Source organism: Paenibacillus sp. FSL K6-1566 (assembly GCF_038050475.1).
Lineage (GTDB): Bacteria > Bacillota > Bacilli > Paenibacillales > Paenibacillaceae > Paenibacillus_AQ > Paenibacillus_AQ lactis.
Map to the genome: position 1 here is coordinate 5,934,616 of NZ_JBBOSR010000001.1, position 12,282 is coordinate 5,946,897.

8 protein-coding genes are annotated in these 12,282 nt (G+C 58.0%); all 8 read right to left on the reverse strand.

The window, feature by feature from the left end; genetic code table 11:
- Position 1: 1 nt before the first annotated feature.
- The 8 genes from NST08_RS26760 to NST08_RS26795 all read right to left on the reverse strand — a co-directional run bounded on the left by NST08_RS26760 (position 2) and on the right by NST08_RS26795 (position 12,248).
- On the reverse strand, positions 2-1,447 hold the full coding sequence (locus NST08_RS26760) for a CoA-acylating methylmalonate-semialdehyde dehydrogenase (RefSeq protein WP_341342473.1): 1,446 nt from the start codon (positions 1,445-1,447) through the stop codon (positions 2-4).
- A gap of 217 nt (positions 1,448-1,664) precedes the next feature.
- Positions 1,665-2,678, reverse strand: a complete 1,014-nt coding sequence (gene iolC, locus NST08_RS26765; protein WP_341342474.1) for a 5-dehydro-2-deoxygluconokinase — start codon at positions 2,676-2,678, stop codon at positions 1,665-1,667.
- 390 nt (positions 2,679-3,068) lie between these two features.
- Positions 3,069-3,983: a myo-inosose-2 dehydratase gene (gene iolE / locus NST08_RS26770; protein ID WP_341342475.1), complete on the reverse strand. Its 915-nt coding sequence runs from the start codon at positions 3,981-3,983 to the stop codon at positions 3,069-3,071.
- Positions 3,984-4,396: 413 nt separating this feature from the next.
- Positions 4,397-6,262, reverse strand: a complete 1,866-nt coding sequence (gene iolD / locus NST08_RS26775) for a 3D-(3,5/4)-trihydroxycyclohexane-1,2-dione acylhydrolase (decyclizing) (RefSeq protein WP_341342476.1) — start codon at positions 6,260-6,262, stop codon at positions 4,397-4,399.
- A 150-nt stretch (positions 6,263-6,412) separates the two neighbouring features.
- The gene (locus NST08_RS26780; RefSeq protein WP_341342477.1) at positions 6,413-8,647 is read right to left on the reverse strand and encodes a glycoside hydrolase family 88/105 protein; all 2,235 of its coding nucleotides are present in this window, start codon (positions 8,645-8,647) and stop codon (positions 6,413-6,415) included.
- A complete protein-coding gene (locus tag NST08_RS26785) occupies positions 8,644-10,419 on the reverse strand; it encodes a hypothetical protein (protein WP_341342478.1) in 1,776 nt (591 codons plus the stop codon). Before NST08_RS26785 ends, NST08_RS26780 begins: the two co-directional genes overlap by 4 nt.
- A 25-nt stretch (positions 10,420-10,444) precedes the next feature.
- A complete protein-coding gene (locus tag NST08_RS26790; protein WP_007132248.1) occupies positions 10,445-11,320 on the reverse strand; it encodes a carbohydrate ABC transporter permease in 876 nt (291 codons plus the stop codon).
- A 25-nt stretch (positions 11,321-11,345) separates the two neighbouring features.
- Complete coding sequence (locus tag NST08_RS26795; RefSeq protein WP_007132249.1) at positions 11,346-12,248, reverse strand: ABC transporter permease; 903 nt, start codon at positions 12,246-12,248, stop codon at positions 11,346-11,348.
- Positions 12,249-12,282: the final 34 nt, after the last annotated feature.

The window sequence follows — 12,282 nt, forward strand, 5'->3', positions numbered from 1 at the left end:
CTTACCAGCGTGCCGTTACCATTTTCTTTCGGGTATAGAATTCCACGCCGTCGGTGCCGTTCGCATGCAGGTCCCCATAGAAGGAGTTTTTCCAGCCGGAGAACGGGAAGAATGCCATCGGCGCAGGAACGCCGAGGTTGACGCCCAGCATGCCGGCATCGATATGCTCGCGGAACTGGCGCACGTCGCTGCCGTCCTGTGTGAACAGGCAGGCACCATTGGCGAAGTCCGAGCGGTTGGAAATTTCAATGGCTTCCTCCAGCGTTTCTGCACGCATGACGGATAGCACCGGTGCAAAAATTTCGTCCCTCCAGATCTTCATCTCGCAGGTCACTTCATCAAAAATCGTCGGTCCGACAAAATACCCCTCACCGTTCGTGGCATCATCCTTCCGCCCGTCACGGACCAGCTTGGCTCCTTCCTGCTCGCCCGCCTCAATGTAAGAGAGCGTGCGCTCCTTGTGGGCTTGCCGGATCACCGGCCCCAGGAAAACACCTTCATCCGCCCCGTTGCCGATGGAGATTTCATCGGCCGCTTGCTTCAGCTTCCCGATCAGCGGCTCCGCTACGTCCCCAACGGCTACCACCACGGAGCAGGCCATACAGCGCTCACCGGCCGAACCGAAGGCCGCGCTGACGATTTGGGTGACGGCTGCGTCCAAGTCGGCTGATGGCATCACGATGCTGTGGTTTTTGGCTCCGGCCAAGGCCTGGACGCGCTTGCCGTAGGAAGAAGCGGTTTTGTACACGTACTCCGCCACCGGCTGAGAGCCTACAAAGGATACGGCAGCAATACCCGGATGCTCCAAAATGCCGTTGACCACGTCATGCGCGCCATGAACAACGTTGAGCACGCCGTCCGGAAGGCCGGCTTCCGCGAACAGCTCCGCCAGACGCTGGGCCAAGAGCGGCGTGCGCTCCGACGGCTTCAGCACGAACGCATTGCCGCAGGCGATGGCGAGCGGGAACATCCAGCACGGCACCATCATCGGGAAGTTGAACGGCGTGATGCCGGCTACAACACCGATCGGATAACGGTACATCCCGGACTCCAGATTGGTGGCGATGTCGGGAAGCTGTTTGCCCATCATCAGCGTGGGCGCGCCGGCTGCAAATTCCACGCACTCGATGCCGCGCTGCACTTCGCCGTAGGCTTCGGCATAGCTTTTGCCGTTCTCCGCGGTAATGAGGCGGGCCAGCTCCTCCCAGTGCTCCACAAGCAGTTGTTGATACTTGAACAGAATGCGCGCGCGGCGAGGCACGGCGGTCTTCGCCCAGGAGCGCCCCGCTTTGGCTGCTGCCTGCACCGCCAGGTCTACCTCCTCCTTGGTCGAAAGCGGCACGTAAGCGAGAATCTCCTCCGTCGCCGGATTGTAGACGGGATCGGTTGTTTCGGATCGGGATGGCACAAATTGTCCGCCGATATAATTGCTCAGGGTTTGCGTCATGGCTGGTTGGCCCCTTTCGATTGAATCAGTTAGCGTTTTTGATTGGATCCGTTAGGATATTGGTTAGGATCAGTCAGGATATTTATTGAGATTGGTCAGGATATTAGTTGAGATCACTCAGGATATTCAGTAGAATCCGTCAGGACCTTCGATAAAATCAGAGAGCCTTCGCCAAGCTATATAAGTCACCGTAAATGAATGGTCAGATGCACGGTACCTAGGTATTAGCCGTGATTTCCCCGCGCTTGCAGCGCTCCATATAATCGTGAACCGCTTCGCTTGTCGGCATGGCATCGGAGCAGCTGTGGCTGGAGATGACAATGCTTGCCGCCGCGCTGCCGAATTCCATGGACCGCTCAATGGTCCAGCCCTGCATTAGACCGTACAGAAAACCTGCGGCGTACGAATCCCCTGCCCCGAACGTCTTGATGACCTTTGCCGGAAAGCTTTGAGCCGTATGGCTGGTGCCGTCCGGTGTATATGCGATGGAGCCCTCCTTGCCGTGCTTGATAATGACGATCCTGGCGCTGTAGTCAAACCACTTGGCCGCCGTGATGCGGTCGCTCCGCTCCGGGTTGCCTCCAAACTGCTCCATCATGTCGAACTCCTCACGCGTGCCGAGGATGATATCGCATTTTTCAGCCGCCAGATTATAATAGGTCGCCGTTTCCTGAGGGGATTTCCAAGTGTACGGACGGTAATCCAGATCAAACGCAATTACGGCGCCGTGGCGCTTGGCATATTCCAGAGCCAGGAACACCGCTTCCCGGGAAGGGCTGGCCGCAAGCGCGGTTCCGGAGATCAGCACCATTTTGGCGGAAGCAATCAATTCCTCGTTCACATCCCCCGTCTCCAGCAGCAAATCCGCAGCGTTGTCGCGGTACATCAGGATGCTGCAGTCGGTCGGACTTTTAATTTCGGTAAAAGCCAGCCCCGTCACGGCACCGGTACGGTCGGTCGTTACGCCCTGCGTCGCAATTCCGTTATCCTTCAGGTATTTGGTAATAAAACGCCCCATCTGATCGTCTGCCACCTTGCCGATGAAGCCCGTATTCAGGCCCAGGCGGGCCATTCCGATACAGATATTGGCCGGGGATCCGCCCACATACTTGGTAAACGTGCTCGTCTCTTCCATCGGCCGGTTAATCTCATTGGCGTTCAAGTCGATGCACAATCTCCCCACGGCGACAAAATCCACCGGCTTTTCGTCGTTAAACGTGATTTCACTCATGGATGAACCTCCTTGATCAGATCGGCCCACGCTGAGCATTCATAGGAATGTATGGCTCGGCTCTTCAATGGCCGTAATCACTTGTAAGTTGAACAAATGAATGTGCGTTAGGGCAAGTACGTAAAATGTTCCTACAATCGCTGTTGTTTTCAGATTTATTGATTTTATAGAACCTATTGCGGTAGAAATCCGAAACCAAAGGCGACCGTTCCACTTTCTTCGGAATCATTTCACTCCCTTGCCTGCATCGTTTTCTTAAGTCCAACTTATATTAGATAGTTAAATTCAGGAATTACCGGGTGTCCGATAAGCAAACTGGTAATCTCACTGCATTTTGGAACTCTGCCGAATTGCTATCAGCCTAGTTTTCGGCTCACGAACCGAGCGGCTTCATACCTGCGGCTTGAGCTGGCCTTCCAGACGATCCAGGTATTCGATCGCCCGCTGAGCATACGCCTTGGCCGGATGCAGCGCAGGATCCTGTTCTCCTTCCAGCATCGCCCAGCCGTTATAACCGCGCTCCATGAGCTCTCCGATAATCGGCGCAAAATCGATGCAGCCATCGCCGGGAACCGTGAACACGCCCCTGCGGATACAGCTCACGAAATCGCAGCCATCTAGACGTGCCTGCTCCAAGATTTCATGCCGGATATCCTTCAGGTGGATATACGCGATCCGGTCATAATGCTTGCGGAGCAGCTCGAGCGGATCGCTTCCCCCGTAATAGGCATGGCCGGTATCGTAAAGGAGAAACACGAGCGAAGGGTCGGTCATCGCCATCAGCCGGTCGATTTCGGCCGGCTGCTCCACGACCGTGCCGCCATGGTGATGATACGTCAGCTTCATGCCGTAGCTCGCCGCAATTTCGCCGGCCTGGTTGAGGCCCTCCGCCAGGCTTTCCCACCCGGCGTCATCCAGGCGTAGAACGACACGCTCGTTCGGCGTCCGGCGGGGATCGAAGTGCAGCGAGCCTCCGACCTCCGCCGTGCTGATGACCTTGCTGCCAAAACCGGCCAGAAACTCCGCATGCCGGCGGTAGTCCTCCAGCTCCTGCTTCCGGTAAGCGGGATCGGAGAACAGCACGGACTTCCACTGCGAGACCAGTTGAATGCCGCGGGACTCCAGCTCCCGCTTCAGCACCGCCGGATCCTTCGGAAATTTCCTGCCCATCTCCGTGCCTGTCAAACCCAAAGCCGCAATATCATCCACAATCGTTTCAAACGTTGTGTCATCTCCATGCTCTCTGACATCCTCGCCGACCCAGTTGATGGGGTGGATCCCCAGCTTGAACAGCCTGTTGCTCATATCCAGCGCTCCCTTGCTTTGTTTGGTAGAGTGGCTTCCTTGCTCTAGACGCTTAGACCTTAGTAGGACCTTGCTTCCTTACTCCGGGCTCTTAGTCGAACCGGCTTCCTTCAGCCGAGATACTTGTAAAGCCTTCCTTGCCCGGACTTCTCTTGCGCAGAGCTGCTTAGTACAGCTTCTGCCGCGCCGTTACTAGGATCTTGCTCGCTTAGTTTCTTCAGCTGGCAGTATTGAGTTGTTTCCTCACTCCAAATCCCTTAATCGGACCATACTTCTTACAGCGCGGCACTTGTCCCGGACATTTCTTACCTCGACTCGGTTTCATATTGCCCCTACTCAGGCGGTGAGAAAGGTCTCGCTTGCTTTGTTGCTCCAGCTGTCGGCAGGGAGTTGCTTCCTTACCGCTGCAGCCGCTAGTAAAGCCTTGCCTCCTTGCTCCGGGCGGCCATCTCGCGCTGAGCCTTCGTCACCTTGCTCGATACGGATACCTCCGGCACCTCCACACGCCACCAGGACTCGTAGCCGTCGGTGTTCGTGCCCGGAACCACCGGAATCTCGATCAGGGTTGTGACGGGCTCCTGCCGGGCCTGAAGCAGCGCTGCTCGCAGCTCCTCCGGTGTGCCAGCCTTGTAGGCTTTGCCGCCTAGCGCCCGCGCGTGCGCGGCGAAATCAATCGGGAGGTATTCACCGGTCAGGCGGCCCGTGCCCTCCTCGCGGCGGCGGAACTCGTTGCCGAAGCCGTCGCTGCCGTTGCTCCGCTGCAGATTGTGAATGCATTGGAAGCCATGGTTGTCGAACAGCAAGATCGTAATCTTGCGACCTTCCTGCAAGCTGGTGACCAGCTCCGAGTGCATCATGAGATAACTGCCGTCGCCGACCAGCGCATAGACCTCGCGGTCCGGTTCTGCCATGGCCACACCAAGGGCACCGCTCACCTCATACCCCATACAGGAGAACCCATACTCCATGTGATACGTCTTCGCTTCGGCAGCTCGCCATAATCGGTGCAGGTCCCCCGGAAGACTGCCTGCCGCACAGACGATGACCGAGGACGGAGGAATGACCTCATTGATGACGCCAAGCGCCCTCGTCTGCGACAAGCCATCCGGATGCTCGGCGGCGTACAACCGATCCACCTCGCGGTCCCACTCCGCTTTCAGCCCGGCGAGCTCGCCTTCTTCATATGCGGCTTGATAGCCGTCCTGCGACAGCTTAGCATGCAGCGCCTTTAGACCTTCCTTCACATCGGTCACCAGCGCTTCGCCGCCAAGCTTAACGCTGTCCGCAGCGTTGACGTTCAGGTTCAGGAACGAAACATCCTCCCGCTGAAACGCCCATTTGGAGGACGTCGTAAAGTCCGTATACCGGGTGCCGATGCCAATGATCAAATCCGCTTCTGCCGCGGTACGATTCGCCGCCAGCGAGCCGGTCACGCCGATCGCGCCCAGGTTCAGGGGGTGATTCCAGGGAAGGGCGCTTTTGCCGGCCTGCGTTTCGGCGACCGGAATTCCGAAGGCTTCCGCAAAGGCAGCCAGGTCGCCGGTTGCATCGCTGTAATGCACGCCGCCTCCGGCGATGATCAGCGGACGCTTGCTCGCGGCAATCCGTGCGGCTGCCCGCTGCAGCCCTTCCGCCGACGGCGGGCGTCGATCGATGACATGAACGGTTTTCTCGAACAGCGAATCCGGATAGTCATACGCCTCAGCCTGCACGTCCTGCGGCAGCGCCAGCGTCACCGCCCCCGTCTCCGCTGGATCGGTCAGCACGCGGATCGCCTGCCGTGCCGCTGCGATCAGCTGCTCCGGCCGGGATATCCGATCCCAGTACCGGCTCACCGGCTTGAATGCATCGGCCGCCGAAACGGTATAATCCGACGGGGCCTCGATCTGCTGAAGCACCGGATCAGGCTGACGGCAGGCGAAATTGTCGCCTGGGAGGAGCAGCACCGGAATGCGGTTCACCGTTGCCGTAGCTGCTGCGGTAACCATATTCAAGGCACCGGGACCGATGGATGAGGTGCAGGCCCAAATCTGCCGGCGATTCTTCTGCTTGGCGTAGGCCGCCGCGGTGTGCACCATGCCCTGCTCGTTTTTGCCCTGCACATAAACCAGGTCCCCCGCGCTTCGTTCCAATGCCTCGCCAAGGCCGGTCACATTGCCGTGCCCGAAAATCCCCATCACCCCGTGCACAAATTTCGTCTCCACTCCGTCGACAGAAACATACTGGGCATCCAGGAACCTCAGCAGCGCCTGTGCCATCGTTAATCTTGTCGTTGTCAACCGGTTCATCTCCTTTTCGCTCATCTTCTCTTGAATCCAAACGGGAAAGCGGGATAGCGGGAAAGCCATCTATGAATTAAGCGCTTAACCTAGTGCACCGAAGCGCTTATATCCTTTGGCGGATTAAGCGCTTTAACGAAAGTGTATGCCTTACTGGAGGCCCTGCATGCCTTTCAATTTCATAATTTCCACGCACGACAGCATCATGATGCCGATCCCGTGGTTGTCGTTCAGCACCGTAAGCAGATCAAGCTTGTAATAGTCCCCCGTAAAGGAATAGCGGGACCCGCTGCACACCCCATGCACGCTGCCGCTGCGATCGATGGCGTGCTCGGTCAGCCCCTGCCATGCCCGAATGGCGGCCTCGGCAAACCGTCCGGGATTCTCCAGCCACCCAAACCTGACGCCTCTGGCAAAAGCGTAAGCGAACATCGCCGTGCAGGAAGCTTCCTCATAAGCCTCCGGATCGGTAATGACCTGTCTCCAGAGCCCTGACTCCCCCTGATAGGATGCGATCCCGGCGCACAGCTCGCGGAAAAATCCAAGCAGCGCCGGGCGGTCCATATGATCGTCCGGCAGGCGCTCCAGCAGCTCGGATAGGGAGAACAGGCTCCAGCCGTTTCCGCGTCCCCACGGTATCCGGGTCGCCTTCCCGTATTTGAAATCAAATACGTGGCTCATCACGCCTTCCTCCGGCATGAACAGATACTCCCGGTATCTCAGAAACTGCCTTGCCGCTTCGTCCAGATAGGAGGAATCGCCTGTAATCCCGGCGTACCGCGACAAGAACGGCGTGCTCATGTACAGATCATCCGCCCACATCGTATCCGCGGAATACTCGGAAACGCACAGCCGGTAAAAAGCCCCGTCCTCCCGACGTTCCAGGCGGTTCGCCATAAAATCCGCAATGACCTCCGCGACCTTCAAATCCTCCGGACTGCCGCCGCTTTCCGCATAGGCTTCCAACATCGCGGAGCCGAAAGAACCGCAGTTGTCCAGCATCTTAATCAGTACCAGCTGATGATTGATGGACGGAAAGCCGTACGTATCCCGGTCCCAAACCGCGTATTCGTACCATGACGTGCAGATGCCGATATGTGCCCGGGCATATTCCGCAATATCCGGCCGTCCCAAGACTCGCGCGGTCTGCAGCAGACCGTACATCGTCACGCCCAGCGGATAGTCCCAACGCCCGAAGTTGGTGGCCGAGCCGGAGGTCCATTTGTTGCTCAGCATGGCGTTCTCATAGAACGGCCTGACCCGGCAGCCCGGCGCGTCCAGGGACCATCCGGTCAAACCGCGACCGTCCGCGAGCCGGAACAGCCTCTTGACCGTGCACACCTCCTCCGGCGTTTCCTCCTTCGCTGCCGCCAGCGGGCCGGCATACAACCAAGGAGACGGCGCCCCCTGTACCGGAACCGGGAGCACAAATTCCAGCTCTTCCCCCGCATGATAGGCCTGAAGCTGAAATCCCCATCCGGACGGCCCGCTGGAGCAGCGGACCAGCAAATCCCCTCGGCAGCTCGCGGCAGGCAGCTCACAGCGGAAATCTCCTCCCTCTTGAAGGTCAAGGACCGGTACAGGATGTCCGCCGATCCAGACCTGCAGCCTGCCCCAAGCACGGCCCCTAAGCTCAATCGGATCGACGGCGGCAGGCACCTTCAATCGGCTCCAGGCATACCCCGATACCGCTGCCCCCGGCAAGCCGAACATTCGCTCAAAATTCGGCTTCACCGCTTCCTGCTCGCTCCAGCCTGTAACCGGGAGCCAGCTCACGCCCGTCTCGTCTTCGCTTCCGTGAGCGTTCGGAAAGCGGCCTCTTTCGCCGAATATGCCGGCGGTCAGCGGCCCGGCATACGCCCAGCCGGCGGCCCCCTTCCGGTCCGCAAACGGGGACAGCACCTGCAGAATTCGGACCTTTCCCTCCTGGGCGCCAAAGCGGCAGCCGAATCCGGCCTCAGTCCTGCGCGCCTCAATCAACAACGTGTTCCAGCCCGGATTCAGCACCAGCGGAATGGCAATCTTCGCATCGGGCTTCATCTCGTCCTCGGCTCCTGAACGGTACATCAGCTGCTCGTTCAAATAGAAGCGGACCGGGCTGAACGGCATAATCGCGGCATCCAGCGACCGTTCATCGTCGCTCCACACCAGACCAAGCGCAAAGGCAGCATTCCCCTGCTTCGCATCCCGAAACCGGTCGCCAAAGTTAAAGTCGTAGAACCCTTCCCCGGTCTGAAGAATCCCCGTATCGGCGAACGACCGCAGCGCGAACGGAATTTCCGGGTTCGCCCCGATGTAGCGCCCGGCAATCGTCTTCAGAATGCCGGCATCATCATCGCCGAGCCAATACCGGATGCTCTCGCGGGCCTCGATATAGCTTGTCATGAAGATTCGCCTCCTTCCGTTCGGCCGTGCGCTGCCATCGGAGAAAGCTTGATGTCGATCTCCTTCACGAACGGAGTCACCACATTCAGCAGCAGCGTACGGAACCCGAGCGGATACGCCGCTTCCCGGACACCTGCCGCCGTATGCTCAAATCCGGCGCCGCTGATTTCCATCCAGTCGCCGCCAGCTTCATACCGGATGCTCCCTCCCATCCAGAACTGGGCATCCACGCCCGCAGGAGCAAGCTCACCGCCGCTAAGGGCTCCGGCAGCCGGAAAAACAAGCGAGATTTGCGACACGACGTCCTCCGGCTCTGTCGAGGAAATGACCAGCCTCCAGCCTTCGCCCGTCTCCACCACATCCACCTCCACCTTGTGCCGCTGGACATGCGTCTGCGGGCGGCAGTGATGCGGCAGCAAATACCAAGGGCTGACGTCTTCGCCTGCGCTTGCAGGCAGATCGGCTTCCGGCACCGGGCCGTTGTAGCCTTTTTCCTGTTCGCCGGATAGCCGGTATCCCTGCTCCAGCGCTGCCATCCGGCTCATCTTGACGAAGCCGGGCTCGAAATACGAGGCAAACTGCACGCCGAGCAGGCGGGCCGCACCATGTCGAAGCGAAAAGAAGGAAGACATCTCCGTGCTTACCGTCACACTGGTATGGCCCTCACGGATACGCGCCACCGGGGCGCCAAAATCCGTGTGCATCCGGCTGTAGCGGATAACACCGTGATGGCCGGCGTCTGCAAAGCCGGACAAATAGCGCTCCCTGGGAAAATCACCGTTCAGCACGATTCGGTAGTTCTCCGGCATCGGCTTCGTTTCCGCATCTTCCCGCTGCAGCCCTGGATCCAGCAGCAGCCGCACGGCGGCATTCGTCGGCGCTCCGCCGGGATGCTTCAGCAAAGCCAGCGACTGCTCGGCCATGCCTTGAAATACCGGATCCTGGTCCAGTGAGGCCATCATAAGACACGGCAGAAAATACCCCGACATATCGAAGCTTTGGCCGAAATCCTGCCGCCCGGAATATTCGGTGACGATCTCTCCGTCCGGGTGGACCAGATAGGACATCATCTTCAGGTTGGCCCGAACCGGGACCAGAAGCTCCGGACGCTTCAGCAGCCTGGCCGCATGAATCAGCATGACATCGCTGACGACGTTGTAAATCCCGTTGCTGCGCTCGGTCCACTCCCCGTCCGCCGTGGCATCCATGCCTTCCGCGAGCCACGCCCTGGCCCGCTTCAAGGCGTCCGGCGAATCAAAGAGCTCATTCAAGAAGCCCAGCGCCGCGCAGATGACCCACCGATGATTCGGCGTATGGCAGCCTCCGGTAATCAGCGCGGGCAAGGTCCGTTCCAGGAACAGGAGCATATCCGCAACCGCATCCTTCAAGTCCTCCCAGCCGTCAGCCATAAGCAGCTGCGCGGTTTGCGCGTAACCAACCACCACGAAGGCGGTATCCGGCGGGGAATGGAAATTCGTCCAGCCGGGCGATATCGTGCCGTCGCTATGCTGAGCCGCAAGCATGTAACGCGCGGCAAGCGCAAATCGACGGGCCAGCTCGTGATTGCGGTAATATTCGGAGGCCGGATTGCAAAGCGCGGCGGCCCAAATGGCCATGGCGGTCGGCGTCCCGCTGTTATGGTTGGGCGAAGGCAGCCCGCTTTCGATCGTGCGGACCCCGCCGTACCAGCGGTGCTCCGGCTCCATGATCTGGCGGTCCATCGCCTCCCGAACCCAGCTGTCGTTCACTTCAAAAACCCTGTTATACATCATAAGCTCCCCCTGATCTCCGTCATCCTTAACCTTTTACCGCTCCCAGCATAACGCCGCTGACAAAGTAACGCTGCAGCCAAGGGTACACGATCAGAATCGGTACCGTGGCAAACACGACGCTCGCCGCTTTCAGGCTTTCCGTGGCTGCTCTAATACCTGCGGAAGGTCCCTCGTTGCGGGTCAAATCCGTAATCATATTGTTCTGCACCAGCTGGTACAGCTTCAGCTGCAGCGGATAGAGCTCTTCCTTCGTGATATACAAGAGCGTGTCCTGAAATCCGTTCCAGCGCCCGACGGCATAGAACAGGCTTAGCGTCGCGATCACCGGCAAGGATAGCGGCAGGATAATCCGCAGCATCGTCCCGATCTGGCTCGTGCCGTCAATCTCGGCCGCTTCCTCGAGGCTTTCCGGAATACCGTTGAAGAAGGAGATCAGGATGATGAGATAGAACGGACTGATCAATCCCGGAAGTACCAATGACCAGATCGTATTCAACAAGTTCAAGTCTTTTACGAGGATGTACTCCGGGATGATGCCCCCGCTGAAGAACATGGTCACGATGATAATGAACATGAAAAATTTGCGGCCCTTCAGCTTCTTTTTCGTCAGCGGGTAAGCGGCAATAATCGTCATGATCATGCACATCACCGTCGTCAGCAGCGTCAGCATCACCGTAAAGCCAAGAGACCGGATCATGCTGGAATCGGAGAATACGGATTGATAAGCCTGAAGGCTGAATTCCACCGGAAACAACGTCACGTCCCCCGACGTTACCGCCCGGTTGGAGCTGAAGGATATCGCGATAATATGGAAGAAGGGTGCCAGGCAAATAAGAACGAACACCGCAAGCAGGATAATGTTTACGGTATCAAAAACACGGTTCGACACACGCTCGCTCATGAGTGAAGCTCCTTTCTGTACAACGTTAAATGATGGATTCGTCCGTCAGCTTTTTCGATGCATAGTTCGCGCCCAGCAGGAAGATCAAACCGACCACCGCCTGGAACAAGCCGACCACCGTCGCCAGCGTATACTGTCCGGATTCCAGACCCGTCCGGTACACATAGGTGCTGAGCACGTCGGAATAATCCATGACCGCTTTATTGCCGATGACGAACGGACGGTCGAAGCCGATCGCGATCATATTGCCGAGGTTGATGATGAGCAGCGTGACGACCGTGGTCTTCAGGCCCGGCAGCGTGATATGCCGTATCCGCTTGAACCGGCCCGCTCCGTCCACCTCCGCCGCTTCATACAGCTCCTTATTGATGCCGGTCAATGCCGCCAGATAGAGAATGGTTCCCCAGCCTGCGCTCTGCCACACACCCGTCGCCAGGTAAGTAATAAGCCACGTGTCTTTGTCCGTCAGGAAAGGCACCGATTCAAAGCCAAGCGCCATCAGCACGTTGTTGATCATGCCGGATTGCGTGCCGAACACCTGGTACACAATGCCGCCTATAATAACCCATGAAATGAAATGGGGAATATACAAAATCGTTTGGGATAACCGTTTAAACCATCGGATCCGGAGCTCATGCAGCATAATCGCCAGAATCAAAGGCGCCGGAAATGAAACCAGGAGGTCTAACAGATTAAGCATCAGCGTGTTGCGCAATGTTTTATAAAAATCCTGGGTTTGGAAGACTTCACGGAAGGCATCCAGCCCGATCCATTCGCTTCCGGTAATGCCCTGGAAGAAGTTGAAATCCTTAAACGCGATCTGAACGCCCCACATCGGGCCGTATTTGAAAATGATGAAATAAACCAGCGGCAGAACAAGCAGTGCATATAATTGCCAGTACCGGCGCAGATAAACGGTTCCACTCATCTGAATCATCCTCTCCTTGCTCATGACGCCGGGA